Below are 15,491 nucleotides of genomic sequence, written 5' to 3'. Positions count from 1 at the left end.
ACTGATTAATTTGGTGATAATTATTTGGTGTCAATTCCACCGCCGAATTGTTCTTGCATTTTTTTCTGCATATCCAGCATTATTTTAACAAATTGATCTTGTGTTACAACTTCACCTTTTGTTGGTAAAGCAATTTTTAGTTCTTTATCAGAAATTTTTAAATCTTTTAAAGTATAAATCATTTTAGCACCATTTGCATCAAACTCTGCTTTGATGATTAATCCTGGTAAGCCAGCTAAAGAAGTAGGTCCATCTTTAATTGGAATAGAAGGAGCAAACCAAGCTGTAACAGGAATAGAATCCATCATCACACCTTCTGCTTTTGTTACTTGATATCCTGCAATGTCAGTTTTTTCGCGTGTAATTTTCCATTTGTAATCTGGAATTTGATCTTTGATTAAATATTGCTTTACGCCCATGTCCACTTCTTTGTAATATAGATTTGGTGTTACGGTAAAGTCTTTATAAGTTGGTTTGTTGTCCATGGCAGCCATTTGTTGCGCAATAATTCCTAAACCACCTTGTCCATTGTCTACTTTTTGTTCTAATGTAAAAGTTGAATTTTTAGAGTTGCTTTTGAAGAAATAAGTCATAAAAATTCCAGCATCAATTTCAGCTTTTAGCATTGGACCAACTTGTGCTTTTAATTGTTGAGGAATAGATTTCATTGTTTGCTCGTAATCCATTTTAACTTCCATGATATAAGTGGCGTCAATGTTTTGAGCTTTATTGTCTTGTGCGATAGAAACTGTTGTTGTGATAATTCCTAAGGCAAATGTTAAGATTGCTTTTTTCATATATAGTTCATTTGTATAGTTAGTCTACTTTTATAGAGTAATGTTACATAAAAACGTTAGTTTTTTAGTTAAAAATAAAATGTCATTCAAAAAGTTAAGGTTTTCAAATGACATTTTTTATCTACGTATTTATTCTATTGTTATAATAAATAGGTTGAGACATTCCCTCCTTTTTTAGTGAAATCTTCTTTCAATTCATCAAAAAGGTCTTGGTTAATCGCTTTTGTTGTACCTTCTAAAATATAAGTTGTATAACCAAGTGATAAAGCATCTTTTGCGGTATAATACACACAATAATCGGCAGCTAAACCACATATATACACACTTGTTACATTATGATCTTGTAAAAATCCATGTAAACCTGTTGGATTTTTCTTATTTATATCAAAAAAAGCACTGTACGAATCTACATTAGGATTCATTCCTTTTCTAATAATCGCACTAATCTTATTTTGATTAATATCTTTATGTATTTCTGCTCCTTTTGTTCCTTGCACACAATGGTCTGGCCATAAAACTTGACGTGTTCCATTTAGTTCAATTACATCAAAAGCATTATTTTGTGGATGTTGCGAAGCAAAACTTTTGTGATTAGCTGGATGCCAATCTTGTGTTGCGACAACGACATCATATTTTTCTTGTAATTTATTTATGCGTTCGATAATTTTATCTCCATCATTTACAGCTAACGTACCTCCAGGTAAAAAATCGTACTGCATATCTACGATGATTAAAGCTTTCATAGTATTTTATTTCTTAAGATTAATTTAGAATTAAATATAAGTTTTAAAATATGATTATGAATGAAATATTTCAAAAAAATTAATCACGTTTATTAACACCAGAGTTTCGCATATCTTCAAATCGTTTGCGTTGCTCATCCATTAGTTTATTATATTCTTTTTGAGATATTGCGCTTTTATCTTTTGGTTTTTCAATCGCTTTTGAGTTTGTCGAAGTAGAAATATTAGATAAAGTAATTATACGTTTTCCTTTTACAGGACCTCTGTTTATTTCTGTTTCTACTTCTGCTATTAGTCCAGGTAATCCCCAATAATTTTCTGGTCCAGTTTTATATTTTATAGTTGGTATATACCAAACAGTTGTCTGAATACTATCTATTATAGCTGTGGCTTTTTTTGCTTCGTTTCCTAAAATAGTTTTACTTTCTCGTGTTAATTTCCAATCATAATTTTGCAAAGAATCATTTATGATATACGTTTTTGCCATCATATTTTGTTCTTTTAACAATTGATGAGTTGAGGTATTTTTATAAATATTATCACCATTCATCATCATCATTCTTCCTCCACCACGAGGACCTCTCATTCCTTGCTCTTGATTGTTCGAAATTTTTTCGATTAATTTATAAAGTGATTCGTCGCCTAAAATAGTTAATGTATAATCTTGCGGTTCTTGAATTGATTTTATAAACTGTTCTTGCATTTCTTTTGGTATTTGTCTACCACTACCTCCACCTGGAGCTTGAAATGTGAAATCTTTTGGAAGAATAATTCGAGAAGTATAATTCACCTCCAGTTTTTCTTGTTGTGCAAAAGAAACAAAACCAATAAATAAAATTAAAATTGAAATTATTTTTTTCATTTTGATGTAATTTGTTCTTTAGACAATTAAAATACGAAAATGTTTAATCTGTCTCAGAAAATTTATTTTTAATCTTTACTAACTCCTTCCGAATTCATATTTTTATAATGATCTATTTCTTTTTGATTTAGAGCTTTATATTCTTCTTTAGTAATAATGTTTTTATTTTTTGGTTGATCGAAAGGTTTAAGATTAGGAACTTCTTTTATATCTATTGCTCGAATTGTATGACTTTCGATACCTTTTCTCTTCGAGTTTTTGATATCTACTTCTAAAATCAATCCGGGCAAACCATTGTACATAGAAGGTCCATCTTTAATATTTATTGTCGGAGCATACCAAGCTGTGATAGTTGTTGTACTATCAATTATAGCTGTTGCTTTTTTGACATCAAAACCATTTATTTTTTTAGTTTCTCTACTTAATTGCCATTTATATTCAGTTAATTTATCTTTTACAATGTAAGGCTTATTCATTATTTTAACATTCCTGAAATATTCTTTCGTCGTTAAATTTTTGAGTAAATCCTTTAAACTATTTCCTGCATCAAAATCAAACATGTCTTCACTTTGACCATTATTTATTTTTTCAATTTCCTTATAACTTGTTTCGTTATTATAAATAGTTAAAAGATAATTTTTGGGTTCAGTCGCACTTTTTAAAAGTTCTGCGAAAATATCATTTGGAATCGTACTTTCTTTTCCATCAGCAGAATACTTAACTGTACTTTTATATTCTTCAGGATTTATTTTCAAAGCTTCTTGGTACGTGACTTCTAATTTCTGAGCAAACGAAATTGTTGTTAATAATGTAGAATAAACAAATAAGGTTAATAGTTTTTTCATGATAGTTCAAGTTGTTGATTATAAGATGTTTTATGTTAAAATACTAAATAAAATCATCTCTCAAACATATTGATTGAATTATTAATCTTTATTCACACCTTCAGAGCTCATTTGTTTCAATCTTTCCATTGCTTTTTCACTCAACGCTTTATATTCTTCGTTAGAGATTGTATTTTTATCTTTTGGTTTTTCGATTGGTTTAAGATTAGGAACTTCTTTTACTTCTGTTGCACGAATAATGCTACTTTCAATTCCCTTATTTTTAGTATTTTTAATTTCTACTTCTAATATTAACCCAGGCAAACCATTGTAAACTCCAGGTCCATCTTTTATCGTAATACTTGGTGCATACCATGCAGTTACTGTGGTTGTGCTATCCACAATTGCAGTTGCTTTTTTAACATCAAAACCAATTAATTTCTTTGTTTCTCGTGTCAATTGCCATTTATATTCAGTTAGTTTATCTTTTATCGTATAAGTTTTGTCAAATGATTTTACACTTTTCAAATATTCTTTTGTAATTAAATTTTTGAATAAACCATTTCCAGAATCACCAAAACTCATTGATACGCGCATTCCACTACCTTGTTGATTATCTATCTTTTCAATTTTATTGTAAAAAGATTCGTTATCATTGATTGTTAAGATAAAATCTTTTGGTTCTTGCATATTCTTAATCATGTTATCGTAAACATCATTAGGAATTTGACTTGCTTTACCATTTGTAGAAAATTTTACAGAACCTTTAAATTCATCTGCATTTACTTTTACAATTTCTTGGTAAGTAACTTCTAATTTTTGTGCAAATGAAATTGTTGTTAATAAAACAAAATAAGTGAATAGTGATAGTTTTTTTCTCATTGTAGTTTGATTTGTTCTACAATGATAGTAATATTTTTATATTCTACAATAATAGAATTAAAATTTTATATAAATTTTAAGAAATAATTTAATTCTTGAGGAGTTATTATTTTAAATCTTTAAAGTATTGACGTTTTTTGATAAAATACTGAAAAGGCAATAATTCTTTATCAGAGTAGTTTTTGATTTGGTGCTTTTGACGTTTTTTATACATTTTTATAAAACCAAAATAAAAATGCATATGCGATAAGAAAACTGCCCAAACATGCGGTAAACCTTGTGTGGGTAAAAAAGCTACTGCGGCAATTCCGTCCATAGAAAGACGAGTAAAAAGCATCGGAAATAATTTGTTAGCAGGAAGATTTTTTAACATCATCCACAAACTATTACGGTAATTTAAATACCATTTTTTCGGATTAGCTTTATTCAAAGTTGCGCCACCTAAATGATAAACAGTAGATTCTCCGCAATAAAAAACTTTTCGTCCAGCATTGTTTAATCGCCAACACAAGTCGATTTCTTCCATGTGCGCAAAATAATCTTCATCAAAGCCATTTTGTTCAAAGAAATCTTTTTTTCTGATAAATAAACTTGCGCCAGTTGCCCAAAAAATTTGCGTTGTATCGTTGTATTGACCGTTATCTTTTTCTAACGTAGAAAAAACTCGCCCACGACAAAAAGGATAACCAAACTTATCTATAAAACCACCACCTGCACCAGCATATTCAAAATATTCTTTGTTTTTGTAGTCTAGTATTTTGGGTTGAATTGCGGCGATATCTTGGTTGTTATCAAACAATTTTTCAATTGGATCAATCCAATTTTCAGTTACTTCAACATCTGAGTTAAGCAAACAAAAATACTCCGCATCAATATGTTTTAAACCTTCGTTATATCCTTGTGCAAAACCATAATTTCCTTCGTTTTGAATGATTTTTACTTCAGGAAATTGAGTTTTCAACAATTCAATAGAATGGTCAGTCGACGCATTATCAATGACATAAATCGATGCGTTTTTAGAATTGTTAATAACTGAAGGTAAGAATTGAGAAAGTAATTTTTCTCCATTCCAATTCAAAATGGCAATTGCTGTTTTCATATTATAAATCGGCATATTTCCAACGTTTGTGGCTCCAAAGCCAATTATCTGGATGTTGTTGAATAGTTTTTTCTAAATGGTCAAAGAATTGATGAACGATTTCATTTTCGGCGAATTCCTCTTGTTGAGGTTTCAAACGAATGAAAGTCGTATGATAATGACCACGTTTTATTTTTTCAGTTTTACAAAATACAACACCCATATCTTTGCGGCGTGCAATTTTATCAAAACCATTAAATACAGGTGTTCTCTGATTCAGAAAGTTAATGAAATAATGTACTGCAGATTGTTTCGGGCTTTGATCAGCCACAAATAAATACGTTAATTCTCCGTCATTTGGAGCTTTCATCATAAAACGCAGAACATCTTTCATGTCCAAGGCTTTTGTTCCAAAACGACCACGCATGGCATTAATTTTGTCATTCCAAAAAGGATTTCTAATTTTATGATAAACTGCTGCTGTTTCCTTTGTAGATAGATATTTGACAGCACCTATGAACCATTCCCAATTGAAAACATGTCCACACATCATCATCGTATTTCGTTTTTCGGCTTTTATTTCATCAAAAACTTCGAGATTAGAATAGGTAAATCGTTTGTCTAATTCTTCTTGCGAAATGGAAAAACTTTTCAAGGTTTCAACTAAATAATCACAAAAATTAGCATAAAACTTTCGGTGGATTGCTTTTATTTCTTCTTGAGATTTTTCTGGAAAAGATTTCTCTAAATTTGTTCTAATAACACGCCTTCTGTAACCAATAACCGTATATAACAGAAAAAACAAAAAGTCCGAAAATCTGTATAATACCGATAATGGTAAACGAGAAATTTGATAGATGATAAAATAAAAAATGCTGTTCATTTGACAAACAAATAAGAGACAAATTTACGAATTAAAATTTGGTTGTTGCTTGCCAAATTGCATCTTTCGGAACTGGAGCTACAACTGTCATTTCTTCTTTTTTGACTGGATGTTCAAACGTGATTTTATAAGCATGCAAACAAATACTTCCATCAGGGTTTGATCGTTTTGCACCATATTTTAAATCACCTTTTATAGGGCAGCCTATAGCAGAAAGTTGCGAGCGAATTTGATGCGAACGACCTGTGAATAACTTCACTTCTACGCAATGAAAAGTATCTAAAGCACCAAGATAGGTATATTCTAAAATTGCTTTTTTCGCATCAGGCGTTGGTTTGGAATAAACCGTAGTTTTATTATTTTTCGGATTTTTCTTTAAATAATGCTCCAAACGTTCAAAATCTTTCGGAGGTTTACTCTGTACAATCGCGCGATAAACTTTGTCAATGTTTCGTTTCTGAAACATTTCGTTCATACGCGTTAAGGCTTTCGAAGTTTTGGCAAAAATTAAAACGCCAGAAGTAGGTCGATCTAATCGATGAACTAAACCTAAGAAAACATTTCCAGGTTTATTGTCACGTTGTTTTATATAGTCCTTTAGACTATCGATAAGTGGAATGTCGCCTGTTTCGTCTCCTTGTGCTAATTCACCCGCTTTTTTGTTAATGATTAACAAATGATTGTCTTCGAATAAAATTTCTGGATTCATGTTTGAGTTTTGAGTGATGAGTTGAAAGTTTTGAGTTAGAATTTTCTCAAGTTATTATTTAAAAACTCACTACTCAAAACTTATTACTCATGACTTATTTAATATTGTTCATTAACATTTGGGAAATCGCCCGATTTTACATCAGCAACATATTGTCCAACAGCTTGATGAATTTGATCTTCTAAGTTTAAATATTTACGAACAAATTTTGGTTTGAATTCGTTGTTTAACCCCAACATATCATGTACAACTAAAACTTGACCGTCACAACCAGCTCCTGCACCAATTCCTATTGTAGGGATATTAACAGAGGCTGTTACTTTAGCAGCTAAATCAGCAGGGATTTTTTCCATTACTAATGAAAAACATCCTAATTCTTCTAATAATTTAGCATCGCTAATTAATTTTTCTGCTTCTGCATCTTCCTTTGCACGCACTTTATACGAACCAAATTGGTAAATAGATTGTGGCGTAAGACCTAAGTGTCCCATAACAGGAATACCAGCATTTACGATACGACGAATAGATTCTTCGATTTCTTTCCCTCCTTCTAATTTGATTGCATGCGCACCCGATTCTTTCATGATTCGAACTGAAGATTCTAAGGCTTTTTGTGGGTCAGATTGATAAGTACCAAAAGGTAAATCAACTACAACCAAAGCGCGTTTTGCTCCACGAACGACACATTGCGCATGGTAAATCATTTGATCCAAAGTAATTGGCAAAGTAGTTTCGTGACCAGCCATTACATTAGCCGCAGAATCACCAACTAAAATAACTTCAGTTCCAGCCGCATCTACAAGCGAAGCGATTGTAAAATCGTAAGCCGTTAACATCGAAATTTTTTCTCCGGTAAATTTCATGTTACGCACAGTTTCTGTAGTGATACGTTTGATTTCTTTATTTACAGACATTACGTTTATATTTTTAACTTTTGTAAAGTTAATTTGAATATTAAAAACAGAACTAATTTTGACTGAAATTTTTTCCAGTTTGACAAATGAAGAACTAGATAATCGATTCGTTGAAAATGAAATAAAAATTTTTACAGTTTTATAAACGTAAATAAGCTTGTCTATTTGCTCATTTTTAGTAAATTGGTATTTGAATTGAGAGAATTTCACTAAATTTGTTCTCTTAAACTAATTTTAAATAACCATAAATGAAAATAGCAATAGTGGGAACAGGCTACGTTGGCTTGTCTAACGCAATTTTATTAGCTCAGCATAATGAAGTAGTGGCGTTAGATGTTGTTCCAGAAAAGATTGCAATGCTCAATGCAAAAAAATCTCCGATTGAAGATAAAGAAATTATAGATTTTTTGCAGAATAAAGAACTTAATTTTCTTGCGACTTTAGACAAAGAAACTGCTTATGCAAAGGCAGAATATGTGATTGTAGCAACGCCTACGGATTACGATCCAAAAACGAATTATTTCAATACATCAAGTGTAGAATCGGTTATAAAGGATGTTAAACAATTTAATCCGAATGCTGTAGTTATTATAAAATCGACAGTTCCAGTTGGTTTTGTTGAAGATTTAAAATCACGATTAGAATATCAAAATATTATTTTTTCTCCTGAATTTTTGAGAGAAGGAAAAGCCTTATACGACAATTTGTATCCATCAAGAATTATTATTGGTGAGCAAAGCGAAAGAGCAGAAGTTTTTGCTAATTTGTTGAAAGAAGGAGCAATTAAGAAAGATATTCCAACGTTGTTTACACATTCAACCGAAGCAGAAGCAATCAAATTATTTTCGAATACTTATTTAGCATTGCGTGTCGCTTACTTTAATGAGTTAGATAGTTATGCACAAACTTTCAACTTGGATAGTAAGCAAATTATTGAAGGAGTTGGTTTGGATCCTCGTATCGGTTCGCATTACAACAATCCATCATTTGGATATGGTGGATATTGTTTGCCAAAAGATACGAAGCAATTATTGGCGAATTATGATGCGGTTCCAAATAATATCATTCAAGCAATTGTTGATGCAAACAGAACGCGAAAAGATTTTATTGCAGATTCTATCATCGCTAAAAATCCTAAGAAAGTTGGTGTTTACCGCTTAATTATGAAATCAGGTTCAGATAATTTTAGAGCATCTGCGATTCAAGGAGTAATGAAACGAATCAAAGCAAAAGGAATTGAAGTGGTGGTTTATGAACCAGTTCTGAAAGAAGATTCTTTCTTTGGATCAAAGGTAATGAATGATTTTGAAGCTTTTAAACAAGAATGTGATGTGATTATCTCGAATCGAAATGCACCTGAATTGGCTGACGTGAAAGAGAAAGTTTATACGCGCGATTTGTTTGGAAACGATTAAAAATAACAACTAAAATACTATGAAAACTATTTTAATTACAGGTGGGGCTGGATTTATCGGATCTCACGTTGTAAGAGAATTTGTCTTAAAATATCCTGAAACGAAAATCATCAACCTTGATGCATTGACGTATGCAGGAAATTTAGAGAATTTGAAAGACATCGAAAGTAAATCAAATTACGAATTTGTAAAAGCTGATATTACGGATGCCAAACATATTTTAGAGGTTTTTGAAAAGCATCAACCAGATGGTGTTATTCATTTAGCTGCCGAATCTCACGTGGATCGTTCAATAACAAATCCGTTAGATTTTGTGATGACAAATGTGATTGGTACAGTGAATTTGTTGAATGCTGCAAAAACAATTTGGATGAATGCTTCGACAGGCTCAGCACAAGGTTTCGAAGGAAAACGTTTTCATCATGTATCGACAGATGAGGTTTTTGGTGCTTTGGGTGATGAAGGATTTTTTACAGAAGAAACGTCTTATGATCCGCATTCACCATATTCGGCATCAAAAGCATCTTCGGATCATTTTGTAAGAGCTTATCATGATACATACGGTTTACCAATTGTGATGACGAATTGCTCAAATAATTACGGACCAAATCATTTCCCAGAAAAATTAATTCCGTTATGTATTCATAATATTTTGAACGGAAATCCACTTCCAATTTATGGAGATGGAAAATATACACGCGATTGGTTATTTGTGATCGATCATGCAAAAGCGATTGATTTAGTTTTCCACGAAGGAAAAAATGGAGGTTCTTACAATGTAGGAGGTTTCAATGAGTGGAAAAATATCGATTTGGTAAAAGAATTGTGTAAACAAATGGACGAAAAATTAGGAAAAGAAGCAGGAACTTCTGAAAAGCTTATAACTTTCGTTAAAGATCGTCCAGGTCACGATTTACGTTATGCAATTGATGCAACAAAAATCAATGAAGAATTAGGCTGGAAACCAAGTGTGACGTTTGAGCAAGGTTTGAGTCTAACTATCGATTGGTTTTTATCAAACAAAGAATGGCTAGATAATGTAACGTCTGGTGATTATCAGAATTATTACGAAAAACAGTATAATTAAATAGTTTTAGGTTCTGAAAAAAGAACCTAAAATTTTAAACAACCTAAATTTATTTTATGAGTTTGAAGATTACAACGTATTCTTCCAAAAGAAAAACAGGTTTTATTGCCGAAATTAAGGCGATGTTAACCGATTTTTTAGACTCGAGAGAGTTAGCAAAAAGATTATTCATCAGAGATAAAAAAGCCGAATATAGACAATCTTTATTAGGTGTTATGTGGGCTTTTATCACACCTTTAATCAATGCACTTGTTTGGATATTTCTGAGTATGTCTGGCGCTGTGAAAATTGAAACTGATCAGTTGCCTTATCCTTTATTTGTATTTATTGGATCAATGCTTTGGAGTATTTTTTCTGAAAGCATCAACTCGCCTTTAGTTTCGACTAATGGAGCAAAAGCATTAATTTCAAAAATTAATTTCCCGAAAGAAGCTATTTTATTGTCAGGGTTTTATAAAGTAGTTTTTAACACTGTTATAAAAATTGTTATTATTGGATTAGCCTTGTTAGTTTTTCAAATTAATCCAGGTGTAAACGTACTATTAGGATTAGCAATGGTTTTGTTTCTAATCTTTGTAGGAAATGCAATTGGATTGTTAATAACACCAATTGGTATGTTGTATAAAGATGTTGGAAGAGGAATTCCTTTGTTTTTATCTTTTGCAATGTATACCACACCAGTTGTGTATCAAGAGATGAAAAACCCTTTCTTGGCAAAATTGGTTAATATTAATCCATTAACACCTATCATCAATTCTGCACGTAATTTATTAACAGGTTATGGATGGGATCAACCGATGTATCTGTTGTTGATATTTGTAGTGAGCTTAATCGCATTAATTATTGGTTGGATTTTTTATCGTGTATCTATTCCGATTATTGTAGAACGTATGTAATTGTAAGTGATGGAAAACGAAGTTTTAATTAAAGTAGAAAATGTTTCGAAGAAATTTTGTAAGGATCTTAATTTAGGATTATTGTATGGTTTACAAGATTTAGGAAGTAGTTTTTTTGGTAACAATAAGGTTAGAGATTTACGTAAAAAAGAGTTTTGGGCGGTAGATGACATCAGTTTTGAAGTTCGCCGAGGTGAATGTCTTGGTTTGTTAGGACACAATGGAGCGGGAAAATCAACATTGCTAAAAGTTTTAACAGGCTTAATCGCTCCAGATCGTGGGAAGATTACCATGAAAGGACGTGTTAATGCCTTAATTGAGCTAACTGCTGGTTTTAACCCAATTCTTACAGGACGCGAAAATATTTATAACAATGGAGCTGTTTTAGGACTAACAGAAAAAGAGATTGATGCGAAATACGATGAAATTGTTGCCTTTTCAGAGTTAGAAGAATTTATTGATACGCCTGTACAATATTATTCGTCGGGGATGAAAGTACGTTTAGGTTTTTCGGTTGCCGCTTTTACAGAGCCCGATGTACTGATCTTAGATGAGGTTTTAGCTGTTGGCGATGTTGGATTTCGAATAAAATCATTCAACAAGACGTTGGAGATTATGCAAAAAGCAGCGGTTATATTTGTGAGTCACTCTATGCCAGATGTTACACGTACATGTAACCAAGTGTTGTTTATGCGTCATGGTAAATCGTATTACCATGGAACTAATATTCACAAAGGAATTGACTTGTACCTAAATGAGTTTAGTAACGACAAACTAGGTTTAATTGAGATGCAAGATGGTGCGGAGTTGTCTAATTTTAAATTAAATAATCAAGAAGTTGTTTTTGAATCAAACGAAAGTAAAAATCAAGCAATTGTTATTCCGTTTGGAAAAGATATAAAGCTCGAATTTGATGTTAATTTAAAGAAACATTATAAAGAATATTTTGCAATTATCCGAATTAGTGATAAGGATATGAAGGTAGTAGGATCTGTTTATACGAATCGTTTCAATGGGTATTTTAAAGGTGAAAAGCAATCTACTTTGAAAATCAATTTAAAAGACATACGATTGATTGACGGAGAATATTCTATTACTTATATGCTAGCTGAAAACACGAATAATAGTTCTGATAAAATAAATGAATGGTTATGTATCTACCGAGATTTTGTTAAGTTTAAGGTAGAGGGATTAGAGTTGGCGGATTTTGCACCTTATTTTATGAATGCCGAAATAGAACAAAAATGAATGAAATAGAAAATAAACTTAATAAAATTGCCATATTTGGTCCACATGATCGAATGAACTATGGGGATTTTTTATTTCCAATAGTTATTGATTATTGTTTCTCATCTATTGTAGATCGCGATATTGTTTTAAAAAAATACTCATTAATTAAATCTGATTTTACTCATATTGGAGCCTTTAAATCTGAAAATTATAAGAAAATGATAAAAGATATTAATGGCTCTAGGATTGATTTTATAATAATAGCTGGTGGAGAGTGTTTAGGGGCAACTTGGGAAGGATTATATTATTTTATAAATCCTAAATTATCAAAAACTTTTAATTATATAGGAAATTATTTACCTCGAAAGTATAATTATAAATTATTAAAATTTTTATCAAGAAAAATTTTAGGTGGCATTAGCCCATATCCATTTTCGATGAGTAGAAAACTTTTCAAAAATCCTGATGTTAAATTTTTTTATAATTCAGTTGGAGGTGGTTATAGAGTTGATGGGTTTATAATGAGGGATTTGAAAGATGCTAGTGTACTCAATGTTAGAGACGATATATCATATACAAGTTTAAAGAAAAAAAATATTAAAGCGAAAGTTTCTCCAGATTCAGTTGTTATGTTATCAAAAATTTTTCCTAAAAAAGATTTAGTTCCACTTATAGGAAAGGACTATATTGTTTTTCAAATTTCAATATTAAGCTTAAAAGACGAATACGAACATATTGCTAATGAATTGAAACTAATATATAAGAAGTATAACTATAAAATTATATTATTACCAATAGGTACAGCAAGTGGACATGAAGATGATAAAGCTTTAAATAAGTTTCAAGATTTATTAAAGTTTGAAAGTATTTTAATAAAGCAACCAGATATACCGAGTATTATAAATATAATAGCTAATGGTAAAGTATTTATAGGTACAAGTTTACATGGAATAATTACTGCTATGAATTATGGGGTTCCTTACGTAGGTCTAGATTATAAGATTAAAAAACAAAAATCTTATATAGAAACATGGTCAATAAAGGACTTAAAATTTTCTTATCTTGATGAAAAATTAGAAATGTTTCAATTAGTAGAACGACTTATTAGTAGTGATTTAAACGTTAAGATAAAGGAACAAAACGATCGAAATCAGAAAATATATCTTGAAAATTTTCAAGAGATATTTGACGTTATAAAAAAATCAAATTAATTTAGTTTTGAAGAATAATCTACTAATATCAATTTGTATACCAACATACAATGGTGAGAAATATCTACAAGAAGCATTAGATTCGGTGAAGAATCAAACGTATAAAAATATAGAAGTAATAGTATCCGACGATAATTCTAATGATGAAACTCTAAAAATTTGTAAAAGATTTAAGGAAGCAGTTAATTTTCCAGTTCATATTTATAATCATAAACCTGCAGGTATTGGTGCGAATTGGAATTATAGTGTTCAAAAAGCAAAAGGTGAATACATTAAATTCTTGTTTCAAGATGATTTATTAGAGTCTAATTGTTTAGAAAAAATGATTGACGTTTTTAATAATAATGAAGGAGTTCAGTTTGTAGCTTGTAAAAGAAATTTTATAAATAATAATAAATCAATATCTGATGAGGAAATGTCTAATTGGATAAAAAAATATAGTAATTTACAAATTCAATTAGAAGATTTGTTAGATTTTGAATCAAACTTATATTATTTAAATAAGAATATTTTTAAGAGATCTGACTTTTTTCAATCACCATTAAATAAAATAGGAGAACCTACAACTGTCATGTTTAAAAAAGAAATTATGAATAGTATAGGTGTTTTTAATAATGATCTTAAGCAAATATTAGATTATGAATATTGGTATAGAGTGTTATTAAAATATAAAATTATAATTATTAATGAGCCTTTGGTTAGTTTTAGAATTCATGACTCTCAGGAAACTAATGTAAATAGAAATCGTATAATAAAAGATTATGAAAAATATGAGGATTTTCAGTTAAACAAATTATTTTTTTATTTAAATAATACTCGAAAGAGAAAGTTATTAATCAAAAAGTATCCAATATTGCAAAATATTTTCAAATTATATTATAAAATACGTTATTAATGGAGGATACATATGTTATAATAGTAATTTACAACGGGATGCGTAATGATTGGTTACAGAAATGTTTTGATTCAATTATTAATAGTACTATTCCTGTAAAGATTATTGCAATTGATAATAATTCTTCAGATAATTCTGTAGAATTTATTAAAGAAAATTATCCTGAAGTTTATTTAATTGAAAACAAAGAAAATAAAGGTTTTGGAGGTGCTAATAATCAAGGATTAAAATATGCTTTAGAAAATGGAGCAGAGTATTTTTTTCTTTTAAATCAAGACGCTTGGGTTGATTCGAATACAATAGAAAATTTAGTTAAAATATCCAAAGTAGATTCAGATTTTGGTATTGTTAGTCCAATTCATTTAAATGGAAAAGGGAGTGCATTAGATTACAATTTTTCAAATTATATTTCTCCTAAAAACTGTGAAAAACTCTACTCAGACTTTGTCTTAAATACGGTACAAAATAGATTGTACCAATCTGATTTTATTTGTGCAGCGGCATGGTTACTAACTAAAAAAAGCATTGAAAAAGTTGGAGGATTTAGCCCAACATTTTTTCATTATGCTGAAGATGATAATTATGTTCATCGTTTAAAATACAAAGGTTTAAAAATAGGAGTTTACCCAAAAGTCTTTATCTATCACGATCGTGAAGGAAGAAGTAATACAAAATACTTTAATCCTGAAATTTCAAAAGAAAGAAAATTACTATTAGAATATTCAAATCCAAATCACTCACTAAATCAAATAAAAGATTTAAAAATTATTCGAAATAAAATTTTGAAGAATATATTCTTATTTAATTTCCAAGAAATGAAGCGTTTAAAAAAACAAAAGAATTTAATAAATAAAACTTATCAATCAACCATTCAAAATTTAGAAAAATCTAAACAAAATAAACCTTACATTTTTTTAGAATACAATGGTTTATAATTGTTATTTCTAATCTAGAATCTACTTATGTATGTTACTATTTTCAGTAAATATTCGAAAAGGTATTCTTATAGAAAATGATTAATTATTATAAGTGACGAATTAAATTTATAATGTCAGAAAAGGAAAA

16 protein-coding genes are annotated in these 15,491 nt (G+C 30.0%); 7 read left to right on the top strand and 9 right to left on the bottom strand.

Annotated elements, in window-relative coordinates:
* Positions 1-20: 20 nt before the first annotated feature.
* From AC2I98_RS08650 to panB, 9 genes are all read right to left on the bottom strand, one after another.
* Entirely contained in the window at positions 21-797 is a 777-nt protein-coding gene (locus AC2I98_RS08650) for a GLPGLI family protein (RefSeq protein WP_486411310.1), read from the bottom strand.
* 140 nt (positions 798-937) lie between these two features.
* A complete protein-coding gene (gene pncA / locus AC2I98_RS08645; protein ID WP_486411309.1) occupies positions 938-1,540 on the bottom strand; it encodes a bifunctional nicotinamidase/pyrazinamidase in 603 nt (200 codons plus the stop codon).
* Between the two features lie 79 nt (positions 1,541-1,619).
* Positions 1,620-2,402: a GLPGLI family protein gene (locus tag AC2I98_RS08640; protein ID WP_486411308.1), complete on the bottom strand. Its 783-nt coding sequence runs from the start codon at positions 2,400-2,402 to the stop codon at positions 1,620-1,622.
* A 68-nt stretch (positions 2,403-2,470) separates the two neighbouring features.
* Positions 2,471-3,247, bottom strand: coding sequence for a GLPGLI family protein (locus tag AC2I98_RS08635; protein ID WP_486411307.1), 777 nt, complete (start codon positions 3,245-3,247; stop codon positions 2,471-2,473).
* Between the two features lie 81 nt (positions 3,248-3,328).
* Positions 3,329-4,108 carry a GLPGLI family protein gene (locus AC2I98_RS08630; protein WP_486411306.1) on the bottom strand — a complete coding sequence of 260 codons (780 nt, stop codon included), beginning with the start codon at positions 4,106-4,108 and terminating at the stop codon, positions 3,329-3,331.
* A gap of 106 nt (positions 4,109-4,214) precedes the next feature.
* Positions 4,215-5,207, bottom strand: coding sequence for a glycosyltransferase family 2 protein (locus AC2I98_RS08625; protein ID WP_486411305.1), 993 nt, complete (start codon positions 5,205-5,207; stop codon positions 4,215-4,217).
* 1 nt (position 5,208) lies between these two features.
* Positions 5,209-6,069: a lysophospholipid acyltransferase family protein gene (locus AC2I98_RS08620; protein ID WP_486411304.1), complete on the bottom strand. Its 861-nt coding sequence runs from the start codon at positions 6,067-6,069 to the stop codon at positions 5,209-5,211.
* Between the two features lie 31 nt (positions 6,070-6,100).
* Positions 6,101-6,778 (bottom strand): RluA family pseudouridine synthase, encoded by a 678-nt coding sequence (locus AC2I98_RS08615; protein ID WP_486411303.1) that lies wholly within the window; start codon positions 6,776-6,778, stop codon positions 6,101-6,103.
* Between the two features lie 98 nt (positions 6,779-6,876).
* Positions 6,877-7,692: a 3-methyl-2-oxobutanoate hydroxymethyltransferase gene (gene panB / locus AC2I98_RS08610; protein ID WP_038331097.1), complete on the bottom strand. Its 816-nt coding sequence runs from the start codon at positions 7,690-7,692 to the stop codon at positions 6,877-6,879.
* Between the two features lie 248 nt (positions 7,693-7,940).
* Here panB and AC2I98_RS08605 point away from each other — a divergent pair, with 248 nt between their 5' ends.
* From AC2I98_RS08605 to AC2I98_RS08575, 7 genes are all read left to right on the top strand, one after another.
* Positions 7,941-9,107 (top strand): nucleotide sugar dehydrogenase, encoded by a 1,167-nt coding sequence (locus AC2I98_RS08605; RefSeq protein WP_486411302.1) that lies wholly within the window; start codon positions 7,941-7,943, stop codon positions 9,105-9,107.
* Between the two features lie 19 nt (positions 9,108-9,126).
* A complete protein-coding gene (rfbB, locus tag AC2I98_RS08600; RefSeq protein WP_486411301.1) occupies positions 9,127-10,194 on the top strand; it encodes a dTDP-glucose 4,6-dehydratase in 1,068 nt (355 codons plus the stop codon).
* Positions 10,195-10,250: 56 nt separating this feature from the next.
* Positions 10,251-11,090 carry an ABC transporter permease gene (locus tag AC2I98_RS08595; protein WP_486411300.1) on the top strand — a complete coding sequence of 280 codons (840 nt, stop codon included), beginning with the start codon at positions 10,251-10,253 and terminating at the stop codon, positions 11,088-11,090.
* 9 nt (positions 11,091-11,099) lie between these two features.
* Positions 11,100-12,338, top strand: a complete 1,239-nt coding sequence (locus tag AC2I98_RS08590) for an ABC transporter ATP-binding protein (protein ID WP_486411299.1) — start codon at positions 11,100-11,102, stop codon at positions 12,336-12,338.
* A complete protein-coding gene (locus AC2I98_RS08585; protein WP_486411298.1) occupies positions 12,335-13,531 on the top strand; it encodes a polysaccharide pyruvyl transferase family protein in 1,197 nt (398 codons plus the stop codon). Before AC2I98_RS08590 ends, AC2I98_RS08585 begins: the two co-directional genes overlap by 4 nt.
* 85 nt (positions 13,532-13,616) lie before the next feature.
* Positions 13,617-14,426 (top strand): glycosyltransferase, encoded by an 810-nt coding sequence (locus tag AC2I98_RS08580; protein WP_486411297.1) that lies wholly within the window; start codon positions 13,617-13,619, stop codon positions 14,424-14,426.
* Positions 14,426-15,361 carry a glycosyltransferase family 2 protein gene (locus tag AC2I98_RS08575; protein WP_486411296.1) on the top strand — a complete coding sequence of 312 codons (936 nt, stop codon included), beginning with the start codon at positions 14,426-14,428 and terminating at the stop codon, positions 15,359-15,361. Before AC2I98_RS08580 ends, AC2I98_RS08575 begins: the two co-directional genes overlap by 1 nt.
* Positions 15,362-15,491 lie beyond the last annotated feature (130 nt).

The sequence above is a fragment of the Empedobacter sp. EJD.6dd genome (assembly GCF_057369435.1).
Note: the sequence above shows the minus strand (reverse complement) of the source record. Positions and strands in the feature narration are given on the sequence as shown.

Coding starts and splice junctions, on each gene's coding strand:
- AC2I98_RS08615 (WP_486411303.1), bottom strand. CDS start 6,778: ATGAATCCAGAAATTTTATTCGAAGACAATCATTTGTTAATCATTAAC.
- AC2I98_RS08640 (WP_486411308.1), bottom strand. CDS start 2,402: ATGAAAAAAATAATTTCAATTTTAATTTTATTTATTGGTTTTGTTTCT.
- AC2I98_RS08595 (WP_486411300.1), top strand. CDS start 10,251: ATGAGTTTGAAGATTACAACGTATTCTTCCAAAAGAAAAACAGGTTTT.
- AC2I98_RS08605 (WP_486411302.1), top strand. CDS start 7,941: ATGAAAATAGCAATAGTGGGAACAGGCTACGTTGGCTTGTCTAACGCA.
- AC2I98_RS08625 (WP_486411305.1), bottom strand. CDS start 5,207: ATGAAAACAGCAATTGCCATTTTGAATTGGAATGGAGAAAAATTACTT.
- rfbB (WP_486411301.1), top strand. CDS start 9,127: ATGAAAACTATTTTAATTACAGGTGGGGCTGGATTTATCGGATCTCAC.
- AC2I98_RS08575 (WP_486411296.1), top strand. CDS start 14,426: ATGGAGGATACATATGTTATAATAGTAATTTACAACGGGATGCGTAAT.
- AC2I98_RS08585 (WP_486411298.1), top strand. CDS start 12,335: ATGAATGAAATAGAAAATAAACTTAATAAAATTGCCATATTTGGTCCA.
- AC2I98_RS08620 (WP_486411304.1), bottom strand. CDS start 6,069: ATGAACAGCATTTTTTATTTTATCATCTATCAAATTTCTCGTTTACCA.
- pncA (WP_486411309.1), bottom strand. CDS start 1,540: ATGAAAGCTTTAATCATCGTAGATATGCAGTACGATTTTTTACCTGGA.
- AC2I98_RS08650 (WP_486411310.1), bottom strand. CDS start 797: ATGAAAAAAGCAATCTTAACATTTGCCTTAGGAATTATCACAACAACA.
- panB (WP_038331097.1), bottom strand. CDS start 7,692: ATGTCTGTAAATAAAGAAATCAAACGTATCACTACAGAAACTGTGCGT.
- AC2I98_RS08635 (WP_486411307.1), bottom strand. CDS start 3,247: ATGAAAAAACTATTAACCTTATTTGTTTATTCTACATTATTAACAACA.
- AC2I98_RS08590 (WP_486411299.1), top strand. CDS start 11,100: ATGGAAAACGAAGTTTTAATTAAAGTAGAAAATGTTTCGAAGAAATTT.
- AC2I98_RS08630 (WP_486411306.1), bottom strand. CDS start 4,108: ATGAGAAAAAAACTATCACTATTCACTTATTTTGTTTTATTAACAACA.